The organism is Phenylobacterium sp. (genome assembly GCF_030651185.1).
Lineage (GTDB): Bacteria > Pseudomonadota > Alphaproteobacteria > Caulobacterales > Caulobacteraceae > Phenylobacterium.
The window spans coordinates 14,197-34,374 of the sequence record NZ_JAUSCJ010000041.1; the positions used below are offsets into that span (position 1 = coordinate 14,197).

25 protein-coding genes are annotated in these 20,178 nt (G+C 66.9%); 19 read left to right on the forward strand and 6 right to left on the reverse strand.

Annotated features, from left to right (window positions below):
• Positions 1 to 10: 10 nt before the first annotated feature.
• Both Q7J39_RS19415 and Q7J39_RS19420 read left to right on the forward strand, forming a co-directional pair.
• Complete coding sequence (locus Q7J39_RS19415) at positions 11 to 1,219, forward strand: acyl-CoA dehydrogenase family protein (RefSeq protein ID WP_304829309.1); 1,209 nt, start codon at positions 11 to 13, stop codon at positions 1,217 to 1,219.
• Positions 1,220 to 1,309: 90 nt separating this feature from the next.
• Complete coding sequence (locus Q7J39_RS19420) at positions 1,310 to 2,398, forward strand: acyl-CoA dehydrogenase family protein (protein ID WP_304829312.1); 1,089 nt, start codon at positions 1,310 to 1,312, stop codon at positions 2,396 to 2,398.
• 132 nt (positions 2,399 to 2,530) lie between these two features.
• Here the strand turns inward: Q7J39_RS19420 and Q7J39_RS19425 are convergent, their stop codons facing one another.
• Together Q7J39_RS19425 and Q7J39_RS19430 are read right to left on the reverse strand one after the other, a co-directional pair.
• Positions 2,531 to 3,787 (reverse strand): three-Cys-motif partner protein TcmP, encoded by a 1,257-nt coding sequence (locus Q7J39_RS19425; RefSeq protein WP_304829315.1) that lies wholly within the window; start codon positions 3,785 to 3,787, stop codon positions 2,531 to 2,533.
• Positions 3,774 to 4,556: a DUF5131 family protein gene (locus Q7J39_RS19430; RefSeq protein WP_304829318.1), complete on the reverse strand. Its 783-nt coding sequence runs from the start codon at positions 4,554 to 4,556 to the stop codon at positions 3,774 to 3,776. The genes Q7J39_RS19425 and Q7J39_RS19430 overlap by 14 nt, the downstream gene beginning before the upstream one ends.
• A gap of 145 nt (positions 4,557 to 4,701) precedes the next feature.
• On the opposite strand from Q7J39_RS19430, the gene Q7J39_RS19435 reads away from it, so the two are divergent.
• Together Q7J39_RS19435 and Q7J39_RS19440 are read left to right on the forward strand one after the other, a co-directional pair.
• The gene (locus tag Q7J39_RS19435) at positions 4,702 to 4,989 is read left to right on the forward strand and encodes a BrnT family toxin (protein ID WP_304829321.1); all 288 of its coding nucleotides are present in this window, start codon (positions 4,702 to 4,704) and stop codon (positions 4,987 to 4,989) included.
• On the forward strand, positions 4,970 to 5,332 hold the full coding sequence (locus Q7J39_RS19440; RefSeq protein ID WP_304829324.1) for a DNA-binding transcriptional regulator: 363 nt from the start codon (positions 4,970 to 4,972) through the stop codon (positions 5,330 to 5,332). The genes Q7J39_RS19435 and Q7J39_RS19440 overlap by 20 nt, the downstream gene beginning before the upstream one ends.
• Before the next feature lie 184 nt (positions 5,333 to 5,516).
• Here Q7J39_RS19440 and Q7J39_RS19445 read toward each other — a convergent pair whose 3' ends face one another.
• Complete coding sequence (locus tag Q7J39_RS19445) at positions 5,517 to 6,215, reverse strand: endonuclease/exonuclease/phosphatase family protein (RefSeq protein ID WP_304829327.1); 699 nt, start codon at positions 6,213 to 6,215, stop codon at positions 5,517 to 5,519.
• A 113-nt stretch (positions 6,216 to 6,328) separates the two neighbouring features.
• Between Q7J39_RS19445 and Q7J39_RS19450 the strand changes: the two genes are divergently transcribed.
• From Q7J39_RS19450 to Q7J39_RS19500, 11 genes are all read left to right on the forward strand, one after another.
• Positions 6,329 to 6,748 carry a PaaI family thioesterase gene (locus Q7J39_RS19450; protein ID WP_304829330.1) on the forward strand — a complete coding sequence of 140 codons (420 nt, stop codon included), beginning with the start codon at positions 6,329 to 6,331 and terminating at the stop codon, positions 6,746 to 6,748.
• A 349-nt stretch (positions 6,749 to 7,097) separates the two neighbouring features.
• Entirely contained in the window at positions 7,098 to 7,418 is a 321-nt protein-coding gene (locus Q7J39_RS19455; protein WP_304829334.1) for a hypothetical protein, read from the forward strand.
• An 11-nt stretch (positions 7,419 to 7,429) separates the two neighbouring features.
• On the forward strand, positions 7,430 to 7,804 hold the full coding sequence (locus Q7J39_RS19460; RefSeq protein ID WP_304829337.1) for a hypothetical protein: 375 nt from the start codon (positions 7,430 to 7,432) through the stop codon (positions 7,802 to 7,804).
• 251 nt (positions 7,805 to 8,055) lie between these two features.
• The gene (locus Q7J39_RS19465; protein ID WP_304829340.1) at positions 8,056 to 8,199 is read left to right on the forward strand and encodes a hypothetical protein; all 144 of its coding nucleotides are present in this window, start codon (positions 8,056 to 8,058) and stop codon (positions 8,197 to 8,199) included.
• Between the two features lie 262 nt (positions 8,200 to 8,461).
• On the forward strand, positions 8,462 to 9,079 hold the full coding sequence (locus tag Q7J39_RS19470; RefSeq protein WP_304829343.1) for a hypothetical protein: 618 nt from the start codon (positions 8,462 to 8,464) through the stop codon (positions 9,077 to 9,079).
• Between the two features lie 83 nt (positions 9,080 to 9,162).
• A complete protein-coding gene (locus Q7J39_RS19475) occupies positions 9,163 to 9,648 on the forward strand; it encodes a hypothetical protein (RefSeq protein WP_304829345.1) in 486 nt (161 codons plus the stop codon).
• A gap of 9 nt (positions 9,649 to 9,657) precedes the next feature.
• Positions 9,658 to 10,047 carry a BlaI/MecI/CopY family transcriptional regulator gene (locus Q7J39_RS19480; RefSeq protein ID WP_304829347.1) on the forward strand — a complete coding sequence of 130 codons (390 nt, stop codon included), beginning with the start codon at positions 9,658 to 9,660 and terminating at the stop codon, positions 10,045 to 10,047.
• Between the two features lie 73 nt (positions 10,048 to 10,120).
• Positions 10,121 to 10,897, forward strand: coding sequence for an EAL domain-containing protein (locus tag Q7J39_RS19485; protein ID WP_304829350.1), 777 nt, complete (start codon positions 10,121 to 10,123; stop codon positions 10,895 to 10,897).
• Positions 10,898 to 10,943: 46 nt separating this feature from the next.
• On the forward strand, positions 10,944 to 12,110 hold the full coding sequence (locus Q7J39_RS19490; protein ID WP_304829353.1) for a patatin-like phospholipase family protein: 1,167 nt from the start codon (positions 10,944 to 10,946) through the stop codon (positions 12,108 to 12,110).
• A gap of 78 nt (positions 12,111 to 12,188) precedes the next feature.
• Complete coding sequence (locus Q7J39_RS19495) at positions 12,189 to 12,608, forward strand: CBS domain-containing protein (protein ID WP_304829356.1); 420 nt, start codon at positions 12,189 to 12,191, stop codon at positions 12,606 to 12,608.
• 67 nt (positions 12,609 to 12,675) lie between these two features.
• Positions 12,676 to 12,906: a hypothetical protein gene (locus Q7J39_RS19500; RefSeq protein WP_304829359.1), complete on the forward strand. Its 231-nt coding sequence runs from the start codon at positions 12,676 to 12,678 to the stop codon at positions 12,904 to 12,906.
• On the opposite strand, the gene Q7J39_RS19505 is transcribed toward Q7J39_RS19500, so the two are convergent.
• Positions 12,903 to 13,922 carry a lysine-2,3-aminomutase-like protein gene (locus Q7J39_RS19505; protein WP_304829362.1) on the reverse strand — a complete coding sequence of 340 codons (1,020 nt, stop codon included), beginning with the start codon at positions 13,920 to 13,922 and terminating at the stop codon, positions 12,903 to 12,905. The genes Q7J39_RS19500 and Q7J39_RS19505 overlap by 4 nt on opposite strands.
• Before the next feature lie 107 nt (positions 13,923 to 14,029).
• Here Q7J39_RS19505 and Q7J39_RS19510 point away from each other — a divergent pair, with 107 nt between their 5' ends.
• Positions 14,030 to 14,977, forward strand: a complete 948-nt coding sequence (locus tag Q7J39_RS19510; RefSeq protein ID WP_304829367.1) for an amidohydrolase family protein — start codon at positions 14,030 to 14,032, stop codon at positions 14,975 to 14,977.
• 212 nt (positions 14,978 to 15,189) lie between these two features.
• On the opposite strand, the gene Q7J39_RS19515 is transcribed toward Q7J39_RS19510, so the two are convergent.
• A complete protein-coding gene (locus Q7J39_RS19515) occupies positions 15,190 to 15,774 on the reverse strand; it encodes a hypothetical protein (protein WP_304829369.1) in 585 nt (194 codons plus the stop codon).
• Between the two features lie 232 nt (positions 15,775 to 16,006).
• On the opposite strand from Q7J39_RS19515, the gene Q7J39_RS19520 reads away from it, so the two are divergent.
• The 3 genes from Q7J39_RS19520 (at position 16,007) to chrA (ending at position 19,054) form a co-directional block, all read left to right on the forward strand.
• Positions 16,007 to 17,224, forward strand: coding sequence for a nickel/cobalt efflux transporter (locus tag Q7J39_RS19520; protein WP_304829370.1), 1,218 nt, complete (start codon positions 16,007 to 16,009; stop codon positions 17,222 to 17,224).
• Positions 17,225 to 17,348: 124 nt separating this feature from the next.
• The gene (locus tag Q7J39_RS19525) at positions 17,349 to 17,615 is read left to right on the forward strand and encodes a metal-sensing transcriptional repressor (protein WP_304829372.1); all 267 of its coding nucleotides are present in this window, start codon (positions 17,349 to 17,351) and stop codon (positions 17,613 to 17,615) included.
• Positions 17,616 to 17,674: 59 nt separating this feature from the next.
• Positions 17,675 to 19,054, forward strand: coding sequence for a chromate efflux transporter (gene chrA, locus Q7J39_RS19530; protein ID WP_304829374.1), 1,380 nt, complete (start codon positions 17,675 to 17,677; stop codon positions 19,052 to 19,054).
• Positions 19,055 to 19,148: 94 nt separating this feature from the next.
• On the opposite strand, the gene Q7J39_RS19535 is transcribed toward chrA, so the two are convergent.
• A complete protein-coding gene (locus Q7J39_RS19535; protein ID WP_304829377.1) occupies positions 19,149 to 20,159 on the reverse strand; it encodes an NAD(P)-dependent alcohol dehydrogenase in 1,011 nt (336 codons plus the stop codon).
• Positions 20,160 to 20,178: the final 19 nt, after the last annotated feature.

Below are 20,178 nucleotides of genomic sequence, written 5' to 3' on the forward strand. Positions count from 1 at the left end.
ACTTTCTAAAATGGCAGACTTTGGCGGCGGCGACCTGGACGCCCTGCGCACAGAGGCCAAGGAGTGGATCGCGGCGAATTTCCCCGCCTCCCTCAAGGGCCGTCCGAACCCGATGATGCGGGAAGAGCGTTCGACGCCTTCCCCGGAACAGGAAGCCTGGCGCAAGGCCATGGGCGAAAAGGGTTGGGGCGTTCCCACCTGGCCCGCGGCCTATGGCGGCGGCGGCCTGTCGGCGGCAGAGGCCCGCGTGATCCAGCAGGAGCTGGGCCGCGCCGGGGCCTATAACCCCATCGGCGGCATGGGCGTGATGATGTTCGGCCCCACCCTGCTGGAATACGGCACGGAAGAGCAGAAGCAGGAACACATCCCGCCGATCGTGAAGGGTGAGCTGCAATGGTGCCAGGGCTTCTCCGAGCCGGGCGCCGGCTCCGACCTTGCCAGTCTTCAGTGCAAGGCTGAAGACAAGGGCGATCAATTCGTCATTAACGGCCAGAAGATCTGGACGAGCGGCGCACAATTCGCCGACTGGTGCTTCTGCCTGGTCCGCACGGATACTTCGAAGAAGCATGAAGGCATCTCCTTCGTGCTGTTCACGATGCATCAGCCGGGCGTCGAAGTCCGTCCGATTCCTCTGATCGCCGGCAACTCTCCTTTCTGCGAAACCTTCTTCACCGATGCGATCGCCGACAAGAAGAACCTGGTCGGTCCGCTGAACGGCGGCTGGACCATCGCCAAGCGGCTCCTGCAGCATGAGCGCTCCGGCCTCAGCGGCGCCGGTGGCGGCGGGTTCGGCATGGGCGGCCGCGGCATCGTGCAGATGGCCAAGGACTATGTGGGCGCCGACGACGACGGTCGCCTGTCCGACAGCGACCTGCGCACCCGCCTGATCATGAACGAGATGGACGGTCGCGCCTTCCAGCAGACCGCCGTGCGCTCGATGATGGAATCCCGGTCGAACTCCGGCCCCTCGGCCGCGACCTCCATCATGAAGAACGCCGGCACCCGCTGGATGCAGGACCGCGCCGAACTGACCCTGGAGATCATGGGTCACCAGGGCCTGGGCTGGGAAGGCGACGACTTCTCGTCCGAGGAACTGGGCGCCGTTCGCGGCTGGCTCGGCGGCAAGGCCACCACGATCTATGGCGGCTCGCAGGAAGTGCAGAACAACATCATCTCCAAGCGCATCCTGGGTCTGCCCGACCTGACGAACAACAGCTAGAGCCCTGCCCGCCCCTCCCCACGCGGGAGGGGCGGGACAGCGGTTTCAAATCAAAAACGCAATTCGAGATTCAATAGGGAATTATTTGAAATGGCCGTTCTGAACGAAGAACAGAGCATGCTTCGCGACGCCGCGAAGAGCTGGACCCAGGAAAAGAGCCCGGTGACCGCTTTCCGCAAGATGCGCGATAGCGGCGTGGACGTCGGCTACGACGCCAACGCCTGGAACGAAATGGCCGAGATGGGCTGGGCCGGCGTGATCATCCCCGAGGAATACGGCGGATCGGACTTCGGCTACCTCTCCATCGGCCTGATCCTGGAAGAGCTGGGCCGCACGCTGACGGCCTCCCCGCTGCTGGTCTCCGCCGTCGGCGCGGCCTCGGCCCTGGTCCTGGGCGGCTCTGACGCCCAGAAGTCCGAGTGGCTGCCGAAGATCGCCGAAGGCACCGCCGTTGGCGCCCTGGCCGTCGACGAAGGCGCGCACCACAACCCCTCCAAGGTGGAAACCACCTTCTCGGGCGGCAAGATCACCGGCAAGAAGAGCTTCGTGCTCGAAGGCTTCAAGGCCGACGTGCTGATCGTCTCGGCCAAGGGCCCGGACGGCGTGGGCTTCTACCTGGTCCGTGGCGATGACGCCGGCGTCAGCCGCACCCGTCTGGCCCTGGCCGACAGCCGCGGCGCGGCCAACATCGAGTTCAAGGGCGCGGCCGCCGAGCCCCTGACCGGTGGCGCTGAAGTTGTGGAAAAGGTCCTCGACCGCGTTCGCGCTGCGCTCTCGGCCGAAATGCTGGGCGCCGCCGTCCAGGCCTTCGAAGTGACCCTGGACTACCTCAAGGTCCGCGTTCAGTTCGGCCAGGTCATCGGCTCCTTCCAGGCCCTGCAGCACCGCGCGGCCAAGATGTTCACCGATCTGGAACTGGCCCGCTCGGCCGTCGAAGCCGCCCTCCAGGCGATCGACGCCGGCACCCCCGACGTGCCGGAGCTGGTCTCCCTGGCCAAGGCCAAGATGGGCGACACCTTCCACCTGGTGTCCAACGAGATGGTCCAGATGCACGGCGGCATCGGCATGACCGACGCCCACGACGCCGGCTTCTACCTCAAGCGCGCCCGCGCCGCCGAAGCCGCCTTCGGCAACCAGGCGTTCCACCGCGACCGGTATGCCAAGATCCAGGGCTACTAAGCCCGCTGCGCTTCGACCCTCGGCTTGCCGAGGGTCGGGTGTGGCTCTGAGCTAGAGATTGAGAAGCCCCGTCGGTGTGAGCCGGCGGGGTTTTTCATTGGATGGCCTACGAACCCCGCTGCAAAGCTGCCGCTATGCCGCTGGACGCTTCATAAAGAAGAACGACGTCTGGGGTGGCATTCGGATCAAGTCCGTCCGATCCACCTTCCCTCCACGCTTTGCACCGCCACCCGCGCCCAGAATTTCTACCTCTGAATAATTGGACAGGGCGGCTAGCGCCTCACGCTGCATCTCGCTGGTCGACGGTGTCTCGTTGCAGGTGGCTTTCCATAGGTCGCCCACCCTCATCCAGTCGTTGGCAGGTCGCATTGTTCTGGGGATGTCATCGAGGAGAGCCTTGTGACTAAGCGCGCGCTCGTCATCCCCGAACATGAAGGGCTGCTTCGATTGCTCAACTCTATGTGGATCATACCCAAGCATCTCCAAACCTGGGCCACCGAAGTGAGCGGAGTGGTTTTGGAGGTCCCAGTGAGTCTGCTTCATCACGTCGTTGGCCCGTTCATGGGCAGCTAGATGGACTAACCAGTAACTGAGATTGCTTCCGCGAAGCGGGCCGGAATCCCGTGACTTGATAAAGAATGGCGTGAAGAAGGGAGCCGCCGCGCGAAAGCCCTTTATCAGCTGGCGTTGGATAAAGAATGGGCGGCCATTCGGCTCCCATTGAGCGCGGTCGAATTCGTCCCGTGGCGGAGCTTCGAGCCCAATTCCTTCGAAGGCCTTGGACAACTTCCCATACTCCGAAAGGAAGCTATTGAGAAATCCGTAGCTGAAGGTAAGTATAACCTCGGGACTTGGAAGTTCTCTAAATATTCTGGACATCGAGTCAAATGACACTGCGTTATATCCATACTGGTCCAGTATGAAAATTGCTCGCCCGCGCTCGTGTTGGAGTCGTTCAATTATCTTGGGAATTTCTTGAGAGAAATTAGCTTTTTTAATTACAATATTTGTATCAAGATATTTCTGATATTCGGAATTAGAAATCGATCTTCTGAGGCTTTCTAGCGCCTCCGCATCATTGTCGAAGCAATAGAGTCGAAAGTCTATTTGTATTGGTTTGATTCGGCCGATGTTTAGAAGCTGCTCGGCATCTCGAAGCGCTTCCAGAACTACAAGTGGTGAACCGGATGTTTGAGCGCCATCCTTGGTGACGTAAGTTCCACCACCACAAAATCCATCCACGATATTTATCGAGATTCGATCCATCTGCTTGAGCACCGCACGCTCAAGTACGTAGTTTCGAATGTACTCCCGGTACATCTGGTGCTTGATCAGGCTATGATCTTTAATCAGAGCCGCGTTCTCGCTATTCCATTTATATTGGCTCACGTTCTTCCGCCTGAGTTTGAATAGGAAGGGAGCCAGGGAGTTCATCCCATGTGCGCCCATCCAATATTCGACCGTTTGAAGCCTTAGACGCCCTTAAGCCACTGCTACTAAACGATCCCCATTGCTTGAAGAAGAAAGCTACCTTTTGGCGGGCACAGTTCTCACGAACATTGCGGGCCCACTCGATATCCATGGGTCGCGCTCCGCGACCAGACTCGCCGCCGGCTATGACCCAGTGGATTCCCGAGAGGTTAATAGATCCTAAATCCCCAAGAAGTGGCTCAGCCGAGACGAACTTTATGGCAGCACTAGATGCCCGGAGGTGGTCTATTCTCGAAAGAGATTGGCGATTTTCAACAGAAACCCCGAGCCATATGTGACTGGGGGCTAATTCTTTGCTGTATCTTTCATTAACGTAGTCCCGCAGTATTGAGCTTCTCTTAGTCAATACCTGGAATATATGCCAATCTGCCTGCTCCATAACATCGAAAACCTTGTCGATGTAGGACTTGGGAATATCTTTATGAAACAGGTCGCTCATTGAGTTTACGAAAATCATGCTGGGCTTTTTCCAGCCCAGAGGCTGGGACAACCTGCCCTCGCGCAGCGTGAGATCGAAACCCATCGAGTAAGGATGGTTTGGCACCCCCCGAAACCGCTCCGCGAAAGCCTCCGCGTAACAGTGATCGCAGCCAGGGGTGATCTTCGTGCAACCGGTGACGGGATTCCAAGTCGCGTCAGTCCATTCGATCGACGAGGTTTGAGCCATAGCGATGGAACATATACGGAACTGCCGAGTCGCGCGAACCAAAAATCATGCTGGGGTTGCGTGGGAAGTAATACCCCGACCTGTCGATGCCTCGCAGCATCTCAGGTCGCGTGGACATATATACGGAATTTCCGCATAACATGCGATGAACACAGGACGGTCGTTCGAGTGGGATGAGGGCAAGGCGCAGAGCAATCTGGCCAAGCACGGCGTTCCGTTCGGCTATGCCGTCCGCGTGTTCCTTGATCCCTGGCTGATCGAGTTCGAAGCCTCCAAGCCGGAGGACGGCGAGGTCAGGCGCAAGGCGGTCGGGGTGATCGAGGGTCGGCTGTTTACGGTGGTCTATGCGCCCAGGGACGGCCTTACCCGCATCATCTCGGCGCGCAGAAGCAATCGTTCGGAGGCAAGGCGCTATGGTCCGCTTCACCCTTGATCCCGCAAACCCGCCGGAGCTGACGGCGCAGGAGCTTGCGCGGCTGGACGCCATGACCGACGCGCAGATCACGGCGGCGGCGCAGAGCGATCCCGACAATCCGCCCCTGACGGCGGCGGAGCTGGACCGGATGGAGGCCGTGCGCCGGGTGCGGCAGGTGCGTGCGCTGACGGGCCTGAGCCAGGCGCGGTTCGCCCGCGCCTACCATATCAATGTCGCGCGTCTGCGGGACCTGGAGCAGGGCCGCACCCAGGCCGACAGTGCGCTGATGGCCTATCTGACCGTCATCGAGCGGGAGCCGGAGGCGGTGGCGCGCGCGCTCGAGACCGGATCGGCGGCTTAGCCAGACTGGCTCCCGATCTCGGGGAGGCTTCGTTCGTGTGGTTCGTGTGGTTCGTGGACAATCTGATCGGCCGCGCCACGTCAGCGCCGCAAGACTTGGAACCACGAACCACACGAACGGGGATCACCTCTGGGGTCCGGGATGAATCTGGGAACTACGGTGACGCCATCCGAAATGGCGCGCCTCACCCGGCCTCGAACTCCACGGACAGCGGCACATGATCGCTGATCCCGGCGGCGACCCAGTCGGCGTGTGAGCCAAGGGTGACAGAGCGGACGCGGGCCGCTAGGGCCCGCGAGGCGAAGACATAGTCGATGTGGTAGGGGCTCTGCGGCGACCAACGGTGGAAGTGCGTCGCTTCGGTCTCGGCGCCGTGGGTCTCGGCGCGATGCTCGTGCCAAACGCTCGTCAGGCCCAGGGCTTCAAAACGGTCCAGCACGTGGGCGAAGCGGCGGGGCGCCGACCGGCCCGAGTCCCACCGGACGTTCTGGTTGAAGTCACCCGCGCAGAGGCTCTCCCCGCCGGCCAGGAAGTCGCCTAGCTGGGCCAAGGCTCGGACCGTGGGCGAGACATAGTCCTTGGCCGGCAGGGTCCAGACCCCCAGCACCCGCAGGGCTCGAGCCTGGCGCACGGCCTTAACCGGCAGGAACCAGCGCTCCTCGCATGGCGGGCAAGCGGTCAGGTCCCAGCCGTTGAAGCCCAAAACGGCGAGCCCCTTGCCGCCCTGCGGATCTCCGGCCCAGACCGCCGAGACGTCTTTCGGCAGCGCCCGAAGATCAGCCTCGCCCACCTCGGATACCACCGCGATGTCGGGCCGGAGCCCCATCAGGCCGGGAAGCTTGCGATCTAGACGGTCGTGGCAGTTCCAAGCGACCACCCTCATTAGCCGGCATCTCCCCCCGCGTTCGGGCCCTACCCTATCGGCAATCGCGACGCCTAGCGAAGGGGGCGAATCCGCTAGGGTGGCGCACCTCCCACGACCTGGAAGTCCGGCCCATGACCGCCATCCCCACCCTCAACGAAACCCTCGGCCAGCAGCGCGTGGTCTCCAACGCCGACGGCCGCGCCGTCATCGAGTATCTGGCCGGGGCGCATATGTGCCACTCGGGCGGGGTGGTGCAGGGGGGCTCTATCTCCGGCTGGATCGACGCGGCCATGGCGCACGCGGCGATCAGCGCGGCCGGGGGCGAGGTGACGCCCATGTCTCTGGAGCTGAAGGTCAGCTTCTTTGCGCCCGCCCGGCCGGGCCTGGTGATCGCGGAAGGCTGGGTGGAGCGGCAGGGGCGCTCGGTCTGTTTCCTGGAGGGGCGGCTGACGGACGCGTCGGGCGCCGTGCTGGCCAAGGCGTCCTCCACCGTGCGGCTGATGGACCGCGCGCGGGTCGAGGGGGCGGCGCGGGCGGCGACCTCCACCTGAGCCCTTGTTTGTGGGGTTCGTGGTTCCAAGTCCTGCGGCGGTGACGCGGCGAGGCGGATGAGATTGACCACGAACCCCACGAACCCCACGAACGGGGGCCGCCTCCACGGGATGAATCTGGGCCCCGGCCTGCGCCGGGGCGAGCGGTTGGGTGGGCCGGGACAGGCCCGAGGGTGACGGTGGAGGGGTGGGAGGCCTGTGGTGGTGGTGCGCGCGCTTGAGATCGGATCGGGGGCATAGCGGGGTGGTTCGCCGGCCGCAGCAAGACGTCGAACCACGAACCCCCGGCGCGATTCCTGATCCGCGCCAGGCGTGCTATCATCGAACGGCGTTCTGCGGAGGATCGGCGATGCGATGGGGGCTGCTGGTGGTGTTGATGGCCCTGGCGGGCGGAGCCCGGGCGGAGACCTGGGTCGACACCGGCCACGTGACCTATGTCGACGTCGACAGCTTTCAGCGCGGCGCCGACGGGTTGATCTACTATCTGGAGAAGGACAAGTACGGCGACGATCCCACGCCCCGGCAGGCCGCCGTCGATTGCGTCCGCCGGCTCGCCTACTCGTCCTATGATCTCAAATACACCCCGGACTGGCGGTCCCACGGCAAGGCGGTGGTTCCCGGAACCATGGGCCAGGAGCTGTTGGATTTCGTCTGTTCGAGGGTCCGCTAGGAGGCGCCGCCATGCGTAGAACAACCCTGCTTTCCCTGGCGCTGGGCGCGGCCCTCGCCGGGTCGGGACCCGGCGCCCAGGCGGCCCCGACCTTCCCCACCGGGGCGGACTTCGTCGCCGGCTGCGCGGCGACCCCGTCCAACGAGGACTGCACCGGGGCGGTGCTGCATGTGGAGCAGGTGGTTAACGACCGCGACAATCCCAACGCCACCTGCGACGGCGGGATCGACGGCCTGCTGCAGGCCCGCGACAGCGCCGAACTGGAGCGGCGGCTCACCCAGCGGGTGGTGGCCGTCGTCGCCTGGCTGAAGCTGCATCCGGAGTATGACCGCATGTCCTATGGCGACGCGATCTGGGCCGGGCTGAAGGGCGTCTACTGCCGCTGAGGGGCAGGGATTGCGGGTGACATCGCGTGATTGAAGTAGGTCCATCCAAGCCTTGGATTACGAAGTCGGTGCGAGGTGATCGCGCTGCTTCAAGAAGGAGGATGGGACGTGGTTGAAATCCATGCCGGGTTGGATGTTTCCGACAAGTCCACCCATGTCTGTGCGGAGGACGGTTCAGGGGGTGAGGTGACGCCCGCGGAGCTAAACGTCAGCTTCTTCGCGCCCGCGCGGCCGGGCCCGCGGAGGGCTGGGTGGAGCGGCAGGGGCGCTCGGTGTGGGAGGGGCGGCTGACGGACGCGGCCGGCGCCGTGCTGGCCAAGGCCTCCTCGCGACTGATGGATCGCGCGCGGGTCGAGGGGGCGGCGCGGGCGGCGCGGGCGGCGACAACGACCTGACCGCGGGCCTGTCCCGAGGATCCATAGACGCCGTGGCTATCCAGAGGGTGTGGCGGCTGCGGTGGCGCGCCCTGCGGCGATGCGGAGATCATGGGTCCTCGGGACAAGCCCGAGGATGACGGTGGAGGGGTGGTTAGGGCCTGGCTCAATTGTTCTTGTTTTGTTCGACAAACCATGAGCCCTGTGGCAGGCTGCACGGGTGTCGAGGTTCGATGAGAATTGGGGGCCGACGAACCCGTGGAAGCATCCGCGGGATCGCTTCGTGCCGGAGTTCGACCACACCGGCGGGTGGAAGCCCTCGGCCTACCGGCCGGCCATCGGGCGGGTGATCTGCGCGCGGGTGGAGGTCGGCGAGACGATCACCTCCATCGTGGCCGATCCCGAGATGCCGTCGCGCGCGACCCTGTACCAATGGCTGAGGGTGCACGAGGACTTCGCCGCCGAGTACCACGAGGTGCGCCGGGTGCTGGCGGACAACGCCCTGTGGTCGCGGGCCGATGTGGACGCCCAGCGGCGCGACTATGCGGTGCGGTTCGGCAAGGGGTTGCACAAGGGCGGGCAGAAGAGCCGCTACACGCTTTGCCGGGCCTGGGCCTTCTGCGAGGCGGTGGCCGACGGCATGACCCTGGCGCAGATGGCCGGCGACCCCAGGCTGCCGACGCCGAAGATGGTCTATCGCTGGCTGCGGCAGCGGCCGGAGTTCCGGGCGATGTACGAACGCGCCCGGGCGCGGCAGCGGCGGATGCTGCAGATCGACATCGACTTCGTGGTGGACCGGGTGGAGAGCGCCTACGACCTGCCGGCCGCCAAGCGGGAGGTGGCCTACCTGGAGGGCCGCATCGGGCGGCTGACGCCGAAGATGTACCGGACACGGCTGTAGCGACCGCTTCTTGACAGCCTGTTTTACGAGTGTAAAAACTTCTGCATTCTACATCTGTAAAACAGAGAGAGCGGGAGCGGAACATGATCCATTCGAGCGGGGGCCGCAGCCTCCTTCTGGCGGGCGCCGCCGTGTTGGCGGCCGGACCGGCCTGGGCCCAGGCGCCCCGCGAGCGGCCCCTGAGCCTGCCCGACGTGCTGCTGAACGCCGCGGTTCCGGTGCAGGTGGTGATGCTGGCCCTGATCGCCGGGGCCGTGGTGTCGCTGGGGCTGTGGGGCGCGGGGCTCGCCAAGGTCGGCAAGGGCGACGCCAAGGGGCTGGCCGGGTCGCTGGGGCGGCTGCGGATCGTGCGCTCGGCCGGCGCGCCGATGGGGGCGCTGGCGGCCAGCTTCACCCTGATGTCGGGCTTCATCGGCCTGGCCAATGTGAGCCCGCAGCCGAGCCTGGCGGTGCTGGCGCCCGGCTGGGCGGAGGCGGCCCTGGCGGTGATGCTGGGCCTGCTGGCCACCAGCGTGGCGGTGATCTGCGAGCGCCACCTGGAATCGGCCATCCGCCGCGCGGCGGCGTAAGACGCGCCCATGAGCGTCCAGATCACCCAGGCCGAGAGCCGCGTCATGCAGGCGGTCTGGACCCATGGCCCCCTGGGCGCGGAGGCGATTCTACGCGAGGTGGGGGCCGCCCATGGCTGGGGCCTGGCCACGGTGCGGACCCTGGTGGACCGGCTGATCCGCAAGGGGGCGCTTGAGTCCCGGCGCGAGGGCGCGCGCACCGCCTATGCGCCGCTGGTGAGCCGCGAAGCCTATGTGACAGGCGAGAGCCAGGGTCTGCTGGACCGGCTGTTCGGCGGCCGGCTGAGCACGCTGGTGGGCCATCTCAGCCGCGAGCGGGCGCTGGCGCCGGAGGATCTGGCGCGGCTGAAGCGGCTGGTGGCCGACCTCGACGCCCAGGCGGAGGATGAGGCGAGCTAGGCGTGCCTGACGACCGATCCTTAACCGGTGGCCTGTAGGCTGGGGAGATAAGGATCTTCCGGAGCGTCTTTCCATGTCCCGCCCCTCCCCCTGCGCCGGGTGCCGTGACGGCGAGGCCGTCGACTTCGACATCGCCATGGCCTTCCAGCCGATCATGGACCTGCAGACGGGCGCGCCCTTCGCCTATGAGGCCCTGGTGCGCGGCCCCGCCGGGGAATCGGCGGCCAGCGTGCTGGAGAAGGTGACGCCGGAGAACCGCTACGCCTTTGACCAGCAGTGCCGGGTCAAGGCGATCCAGGGGGCGGCGCGGGCCGGCATTCTGGACGGGCCCGCCCGGCTCTCCATCAACTTCCTGCCCAATGCGGTCTATTCGCCCCAGGCCTGCATCCAGCTGACCCTGGCCACGGCGGCGGCGATCGATTTCCCCACGCCGCGGCTGATCTTCGAGTTCACCGAGAACGAGGAGATGACCGATCCGGCCCATGTCGCCAACATCGTGGCCAGCTACCAGAAGATGGGGTTCGGCGTCGCCCTGGACGACTTCGGGGCCGGGCATGCGGGGCTGAACCTGCTGGCCCGGTTCCAGCCCGACATCATCAAGCTGGACATGGAGCTGATCCGTGGCCTGGACGCCAGCCTGCCCCGGCGGATCATCGTCGACGGGGTGATGAAGATGTGCGCGGCCCTGGGGATCGAGGTGATCGCCGAGGGCATCGAGACCCGCGAGGAGCTGGACGCCCTGCGCGCGATCGGGGTGCGCTACATCCAGGGCTATCTGTTCGCCAGGCCGGGCTTCCAGAGCCTGCCGGCGGTGGACGCCGTCGAGGTGCGCGCCGCCCGCGCCGCCTGACGCCGCGCGTTGAGCCTGTGCGCGCAATGTGGTCTGGATAGGCCCCATGGCCGACCGACACATCACCAAGCGGGGCGGCCTGTTCCGCACCCGCCTGCCCGCCCCGCCCGCCGGGGTGCGGGCCATGCTGCCGGGGTTCGAGGGCGTGCGGTTCAGCGTGGAGCAGGCCGAGGACAGCCTGAACGCCGCGGCCGACCGGCTGTCGCTGCCGCGCTCGGTGGTGGGGCGCAAGGAGTTCAACATCCTGGCCATCTCCGGCGGGGCGGCCGGCGGGGCCTTTGGGGCCGGCGTGCTGGTGGGGATGACCCGGGCCGGCAAGCGGCCGGACTTCGCCATCGTCACCGGGGTGAGCACCGGGGCGCTGATGGCCCCCTTCGCCTTCCTGGGCCCGACCTGGGACGACCACCTGACCGACGCCTATACCGGCGGCCACGCCAAGGACCTGCTGTCCCTGCGCCGGCTGGCGCCGGCCTTCGGGGCCGGGATCTTCCAGGCGGCCAATCTGGAGGAGCTGGTGGACTCCTTCATCACCGGCGAGGTGGTGGAGGCCGTGGCCGTGGAGCATCTGAAGGGGCGGCGGCTGCTGGTGGCCACCACCGACCTGGACAGCCAGCAGACCGCCATCTGGGACATGGGGGAGATCGCCGCGCATGGCGGCGAGGCGGCCCTGGCCCTGTTCCGCGACATCCTGGTGGCCTCGGCCAGCCTGCCGGGCCTGTTCCCGCCCCGCAGCTTCCCCTGCGAGGCCGACGGGGTGTCCTATGAGGAGATGCACGTCGACGGCGGCGTCTCGGCCCCGTTGTTCATCATGCCCGAGGCCATGCTGCGCTGGAAACAGCTGGGGCGCAGGCTGAAGGGGGGATGCATCTATGTGGTGGTCAACACCGTGCTGGAGCAGGCGCCGCGCACCACCAGCCCGAACCTGGCCTCGATCCTGGTGCGCAGCTTCGACACCATGCTGCGGTTTTCGTACCGCAACGCGCTGTCCAACGCCGCCACCTTCTGCGCGGGCTTGGGCCTGCCGCTGTCGTTCACCTCGATCCCGGACGTGGCGGAGAACGGCAACATGCTGTCCTTCGACACCGCCAACATGAAGCGCATCTTCGACGAGGGCGTGACCCTGGCCCAGGGCGCCGGCCTGTGGGTCACCCCCGTGGCCGAGCCGCCGACGCTCGGCCAGTTCATCGAGAACATGACCCGGCCGCGGGCCTAGAGCGCGACGGGCGGCGGACGGAACGGGGGCGGCCGCCGGGGGTTCTCGTGTCTACCCCAACACATAAAGGACCTCCCCATGAATGTCAGTGAAGCCATGACGGCCCAGGTGGTGACCGCCGCGCCGGCCGACAGCGTCCAGAAGGTGGCCGGCATCATGCTCAACATCGAGACCGGCGCCGTGCCGATCGTCGAGGATGAGAAGGTGGTGGGCCTGATCACCGACCGCGACATCGTCCTGCAGGTGGTGGCCACCGGCGGCGCGCTCTCCACGCCGGCCTCCGAGGTGATGAGCGTCGATGTCCAGACCTGCCGCGAAGGCGACAACATGGCCGACGCCGCCGCCCAGATGGCGCATCACCAGATCCGCCGCCTGGTGGTGGTGAACGACGCGGGCAAGCTGGTGGGCATCCTCAGCCTCGGCGACATCGCCACCGACTACGGCGCCAAGGTGGTGGGCAAGACCCTGGAAGAGATCTCGGTCGACAACGACGCTTGATCGGAATCAAGGCGCGGCCCGCCCGGCCGCGCCAGTCTCCGGGGGCATCCGCACCTGGAGACCCGCCATGGGTAACCTCGCCTATCGCCTCATCGCCGTCGTCACCGCGGTGATCGGCCTCGCTGTCGCGGTGTTCGCCCTGATGGCGGCCTACCGCACCGAAGACGACTGGGCCCGCCTGCTGTTCACCCTGGGCCTGCCCGCCAGCCTGCTGCTGCCGGCGGTGGGCGCGCTGCTGGCCGTCATCGGGGTGGCGATGTTCGTCCACGCCCTGCGCGGCATGGAGCGCGGAGACTAAGGCTGATAGGGCCGACGCACGCCGTTCGGATCCTCCACCTCGCCCTCGGTGGCCAGATAGTCCGGGCCGACCGGCACCTTGCCGTGGCCGCCGGGGATATCCAGGACATAGGTCGGCTGGGCCAGGCCTGAGAGCCGGCCGCGAAGGTCGCGCATGATCGCCTGGCCTTCGGCGAGGGTAGTGCGCAGGTGGCTGGTGCCGCGGGCCAGGTCACCATGGTGCAGGTAGTAGGGCTTGATGCGGCTCTCCACCATGGCCCGCAGCAGGGCCTCCAGCACCGCCGGGTCGTCGTTGACGCCCTTCAGCAGCACCGTCTGGCCGACCATCGGAATGCCGGCGTCCACCAGCTTGGCGCAGGCGGCCCGGGCGGCGGGCGTCAGCTCGGCGGCATGGTTGGCGTGCAGGGCGACATAGACCGCCTTGCCGTCGACTTTCAGCGCCGAGACCAGCTCATCGGTGACGGCGGCCGGGTCGACAGCGGGCACGCGGGTGTGGATCCGCAGCACCTTCACATGATCGATGGCCGCCAGCCGCCCCATGATGTCCGCCAGGCGGCGCGGCGACAGCACCAGGGGGTCGCCGCCGGTGAGGATCACTTCCCAGATGTCCGGATGCTCGGCGATGTAGCCGATGGCGGCGGTGAGCGCCTGGCCCGACAGGGCCGGGACCTCGGCGGTCGGCCCCACCATCTCGCGGCGGAAGCAGAACCGGCAATAGACCGCGCAGGTGTGGGTGACCTTCAGCAGCACCCGGTCGGGATAGCGGTGGACGACGCCGTCCACCGGCATGTGGCTCAGGTCGCCGATGGGGTCGGCGTCCTCGCCGGGCAGCACGGTCAGCTCGGCGATGTCGGGCAGGAACTGGCGGGCGACGCCCGGCTCGCTCATCAGCTCGGCCATGGCGGGCGTGATCGCCACCGCGTACTGCGCCGCCACCCGCTCCAGGGCCGGCAGCCGCTCGGCCTCGACGAGGCCCGCCTCGGCCAGGGCCGGCAGGGTGCGAAGGGTGCTGCTCACCGCCGGGCTATGACGCAAACGGGCGCGCGCGGCAATTATTGTCGGCGGAGCGGGGCTGTGCCACCTCTGGTGAATTCTTAGGCAGCGCCATTTTCAAGAGAGCCCCGATGCAGATCATCGACTTCGAGTGCGACACCCCCACCAAGGAAGCCGTCGAGGACACCGTGCGGCTGATCCAGTCGGGGCGCGGCTTCGACAAGGAAGGCTACGCCCAACAGATGGCGCCCGGCTGGGCCGCCCAGATCGGCATGTCGCTCGAGGAGTTCAACGAGGCCAAACAGACCGTCGGCCTGACGGCGCTGGCCCTGAAGCTCTGCGAGGTCGACATGACCAAGGCCATGACCCATGAGCAGGTCATCGCCATGCTGGACCAGGCGGGCGTGGCCATGGCCTGCATCGGCAATGCCGGCCGCCGGGCCTCAAACGAGGACGTCGCCGCCTTCGCCGCCGAATATCCCGACCGCCTGATCCCCTGGTTCCGCATCTGGGGCGACGAGGGCGAGGCCGGCGTCGCGGCGCTGGAGCAAGGGGTGCGCGAACGCGGCGTGCGGGGCTTTGAGATCAGCTCCTACCGCGAGCAGCGCTACATCAACGATCCGGTCTACCGGCCCTACCTGGCCAAGTGCGTGGAGCTGAACATCCCGGTACGGATCACCGTCGGCGTCCACCTGCTGTCGGACCGCCCCTACGACTACGCCCACCCGAAATACATCGACGAACTGGCCATCGCCTTCCCGGACCTGCGGATCGTCTCGGGCCTCGGCGGCTATCCCTGGATCCCCGACATGGTTGCGATCGCGGGCCGGCACCGGAACGTCTACATCGACTTCGCCTGCCGCCGGGTGAAGTACATGCTGTCGCCGGGCGCGGGCTATGAGGCCCTGATCTACTACGGAGCCCGCGGCCTGCAGGACAAGATCATCTTCGGGTCCGGCTGGGGCACCTCGATGGTCCCCCTGGTGCAGCTGGTGGCCGAGACCGACGAGCTGCCGCTGAAGGCCGACGTGCGGGCCAAGTGGATGGGCGGCAATGCGGCGCGGGCGTTGGGGCTGTAGGGGCGGAGAGGCCCTAGCCCCCTCCGTCACGCGCTGACGCGCGCGCCACCTCCCCCGAGCCGCGCTTCGCGCCGGGGGAGGAATTTGAGGGGGCCGCCGATAGGCTGTGGAGGGGGTGCGGCTGGGCGCCGTGGATGGGGCTCGCCCCCCTCCACCACGCCTGTGGCGCGGTCCCCCTCCCCCGTTCCGCTCCGCTTCACAGGGGAGGAAGGTCAGCCGTCCCGGGTTCGCGGCATCACCACCCGCTCCTCCGCCAGGTCCTCGAGGCGCCGCTCGCCGTAGGTCTTGTCCCTGGGCGCGGTGGGCCAGCGGACCTCGCAGGTCCATTGGGACACGCCGCATTTCAGGCAGGGCTTGCTGATCTTGGTGAGCAGGTCGGTGTGGAGGGTGCTGGAGGTTCCGGTCTTGGCGGCGGTCAGCTGGGCGATGGCCTGGCCCGGCGTGATGGCCTTCTCCCACTTGCAGCCGCCGCAGCGGAAGAGGATGCGGACCTCGCGGTTGGCGGCCAGGACCGACAGGGGCAGGCCCGAGCCCTGCTTGTCCGCCTGGAAGGTCATCCGGCATCCGCCGGGCATGTTGCAGCGGAGCAGGCGCTGGATTTCCGGCATCCGGACATAGGCGTAGCCGCTGCGCAGCAGCAGCTCGAAGTCGAGATAGTAGTTCCGCCGGCAGTCGCGGGTGTAGCAGGAGCCCCGGACGATCTGCTTGCGGTGTAGATAGCCCCAGAGGGTCGCGTCGGGGATCAGCTGGCCGTTGAAGACGCGCCAGCCCTTGGGCGGCGGGATGTAGTCGCTCATGTATGGGCCTGCTCCGATATTGGAACAAACGCAGAACATGACATCTTGGGCGACTCCGTCATGGATGTATTTGGCGGGGCGGCACAACCTGCGGCGCGGTCCCCCTCCCCCGTTCCGCTCCGCTTCACAGGGGAGGAAAGGCGTCAGGCCGCGCTAGGCGGTCGAGGTGGTTGCTCATATCCCCCCTGGGGGGATATAGCGGGGGCGTAGATTCCCGCCATGGTGATGATCAATGACCTCCTTTACCGACCTGCTGGCCCAAGGCGCGGCCCACGCCTGGCTGTTCATTCCGAGCGCCATCGTGCTGGGCGCCCTGCACGGGCTGGAGCCGGGGCACTCCAAGACGATGATGGCCGCGTTCATCATCGCGGTGCGCGGCACGGTGAAGCAGGCGGTGCTGCTGGGGCTGTGCGCGACGCTCTCCCATACGCTGATCGTGTGGGTGATCGCGCTGGGCGGCATGTACCTATGGCGTGGGGTCGATAGCGAAACCCTGGAGCCCTACTTCCAGCTCACCTCCGGCCTGATCATCGTCGGCATGGCGCTGTGGATGCTGTGGCGGACGCGGCGCGAACAGCAGCTCGCGGCGGTCGCGACGCACGATCACGGACATAGCCACGGACACGATCACGGCTCGGGTCATGACCATGGGCACAGCCATGATCACGGGCCTGCGCACGATCACGGACATGGCGGTCATGCGCCCGGCGGCAGCCCCCGGATCGACACCGGCCATGGCGTGCTGCGTCTGGAGGTGTTCGAGGACGGCGTCCCGCCTCGCTTCCGGATCCATGTCGAGAGCGGCCATGGGTGGAAGCCAGGCCAGGTCGGGCTCGAAACAGAGCGCCCGGACGGTTCAAGACAGGCGTTCAGCTTCAGGGACCGCGAGGGCTACCTGGAAAGCCTGGAGGAGATTCCCGAGCCCCATGACTTCGTGGCGCGGGTGACGCTGTCACATGGAGACCACGGCCATCACTACGATGTGGCCTTCGTCGAGCATGATCATGGCGGCCACGATCACCTGCACGAGGAGCTGCGCGGCCTCGACCTCGCCGCCGGCTACCAGGATGCTCACGAGCTGGCCCACGCCAACGACATTCGCCGCCGCTTCGCCGACCAGAAGGTGACCACCGGGCAGATCGTCATCTTCGGCCTCACCGGCGGGCTTATCCCCTGTCCGGGCGCGATCACCGTGCTGTTGCTCTGCCTGCAACTCAAGCAGATCGCCCTGGGCGCGGTGCTGGTGCTGTGCTTCAGCATCGGCCTGGCCCTGACCATGGTGACCTCGGGCGTGATCGCGGCGCTGAGCGTCAAGCATGTCTCCAAGCGTTGGAGCGGCTTTGGCGAGATCGTGCGCAAGGCGCCCTTCGTCTCGGGCGTGGTGATCCTGCTGATCGGTGTCTACATCGGGGTGAACGGCTGGATCGCGCTGCAAGGCGGCGGCCACTAGATCACGATGATTTTGGATCGAGCCGATCCAAAATCATAAACGTGATCGATTCCTTATGTTTAGAGCGGGATTGACGCGAAAAACCGGTTCCCACCTTTTCGCATCCCGCTCTAGGAGGCCCCGAGTGAGCCACACCACCGACAAGCAACTGCTGAACCGGCTGAAGCGCGCCAACGGACACCTAGCCAAGATTGTCGACATGATCGAGGCCAACCGCGACGGCATGGAGATCGCCCAGCAGATGCAGGCGGTGATCAGCGCGCTGGAGAACGCCAAGGTGGTGCTGATCCGCGACCACATCGAGCACCACCTGGAGGATATCGTCGGAGACCTTGGCCCCGAGGCGCGCGAGAAGCTCGCTCACCTGAGCGATCTGGCGAAGTTTCTATGACGAACCCGCGATCTTCGATTGCGGCCCTCCGCCCCGCACCCGAGACGGCGGCCTGACCCATGGCGCAGACCAACAGCCTGCCCGCCCACGGCGTGAGTTTCGGCGAGGCGACGAAGGTCTGGACGCGGATCGCCGCGCTCAGTTTCGGCGGACCCGCCGGCCAGATCGCGGTGATGCATCGCATCCTGGTGGAGGAGAAGCGTTGGGTCGGCGAGCGCCGGTTCCTGCAGGCCCTCAACTACTGCATGCTGCTGCCGGGGCCCGAGGCGCAGCAGCTGGCCATCTATATCGGCTGGTTGATGCACGGGGTGGCGGGCGGCTTGACCGCCGGACTGCTGTTCGTGCTGCCGGGGTTCCTGGCGATCATGGGCCTGAGCGTCCTCTACGCCCTGCTCGGTGGGGTGGGGGTGGTCGCCGCGCTGTTCTTCGGGCTCAAGGCCGCCGTGCTGGCCATCGTCGTGCAGGCCGTGGTCCGGGTCGGGAAGCGGTCCCTGCGCAACCGGGTGATGCTGGCCATCGCGGCGGCGGCCTTCGTGGCGATCTTCCTGTTCCATGCGCCCTTCCCGCTGATCATCCTGGCGGCGGGCCTGATCGGCTTCCTGGGCGCGCGCGCGGGCTCAACGGCCTTCGCGGTCGGCGGGCATGGCTCGGGGCCGGAAGACCTCTATGAGGACGCCCAGAGCGCGCTCGGGACCGAGACCCCGGCCCATGCGGCGTCAGGATGGCGAGGCCCCCTGACAGCTTCGGCCGTGCTGCTGGCGCTGTGGCTGGGGCCGGTGGCCGCCCTGCTGCTGACCCTGGGTCCCGAGAACGTCTTCAGCCAGATCGCAGTGTTCTTTTCAAAGATGGCGGTGGTCACCTTCGGCGGCGCCTACGCCGTCCTGGCCTATGTCGCGCAGGAGGCGGTCGAGACCTATGGCTGGCTTCGGCCCGGCGAGATGCTGGACGGCCTGGGCATGGCCGAGACGACGCCGGGCCCGCTGATCATCGTCACCCAGTTCGTGGGCTTCCTCGGCGCCTTCCGCAGCCCCGGCGGCCTTTCGCCCCTGGCCGCGGGCGTCCTGGGCGGCGTGCTCACCACCTGGGTCACCTTCGCGCCGTGCTTCCTGTGGATTTTCCTGGGCGCCCCCTTCGTGGAGAAGCTGCGCGAGGCCAAGGCGTTGAACGCGGCGCTGGCGGCGATCAGCGCCGCCGTCGTGGGGGTGATCCTCAACCTCGCGGTCTGGTTCGCCCTGCATGTGCTGTTCCGCGAGGTGCGGGAGGTCGCGGTCGGTCCGCTCACGCTCGACCTTCCCAACCTGGCGAGCGCCGATCTGCCGGCGGTGGCGCTGAGTGTGCTGGCCGCCGTCGCGGTCTTCCGGCTCAAGATGGGCGTCATTCCCGTCCTGCTCGGCTGCGCGGGGCTCGGCGTGGTCATCTACCTGGCGGGCCTTGCATAGGGCGTTGCCCCCCCTCCACGGAGCGGTGGGATGCATGCTTGCGTCCGTCGCCGAGCCGTCGCGGAGGGCGCCGGAGCGCTGAGATTCACCCCTCTCAGATATCCACCACGATCTTGCCGAAGTGGGTGTTCGAGGCCTGGTGGCGGAAGGCGTCGGCCAGGTTGGCGAGCGGGAAGTGCTTGTCGAGGACGGGGCGGTAGCCGGCGACGTCGATGGCGCGGACCATGTCGAGCTGGTGGCGGCGGCTGCCGACCGTCAGGCCCTGGACCTTCAGCTGCTTGCCCATAATGGCGACGGTGGGGACCGGACCGGCATAGCCCGCCAGGACGCCGATCAGGGCGATGTGGCCGCCGTTGCGGGTGGCGGTGATGGACTCCGGCAGGGTGCCTGAACCGCCGATCTCCAGGATGTGGTCGACGCCGCGGCCGCCGGTGAGCTTGGCCGCCGCCGCGCCCCAGGCGGGCTCGGACTTGTAGTTGATCAAGTGGTCGGCCCCCAGCGCCTTCAGACGCTCCAGCTTCTCGTCGGAGGAGGAGGTGGCGATGACGGTGCAGCCGAAGGCCTTGGCGATCTGCAGACCGTAGATGGAGACCCCGCCGGTGCCCTGGACCAGCACGGTGTCGCCGCCCTTCAAGCCCCCGTCGGCCACCAGGCCGCGCCAGGCGGTGACCCCGGCGCAGGTGATGGTGGCGGCCTCCGCCGCGGTCCAGCCCGCCGGCGCGTGGGTGAAGGAGGTGGCCGCGGCGGTGACCTGCTCGCGGGCATAACCATCGGCGCCGTCGCCGGGCACGCCGGAGAAGCCGCCGTCCGGCGCGTCGACGCCGTCCAGCCAGGCCGGGAAGAAGGTGGAGACCACCAGGTCGCCGACGGCGAAGCCCCTCACCCCCTCGCCGACCGCCGTCACCTCGCCGGCCCCGTCGGACATGGGGATGCGGCCCTCGGGCGTCGGGATGGCGCCCAGCACCACCATGTAGTCGTGATAGTTCAGCGAGCTGGCCCGCAGGCGGACGCTGATCTCGCCGGGGCCCGGCGGTTTGGCCTCGGCGATGTCGGCGTAGCGCAGGGTGTCGAGGCCGGTGGGGTGGACGGTCTGGATGGCCTTCATCGGGTGTCGCCTCGGTTTT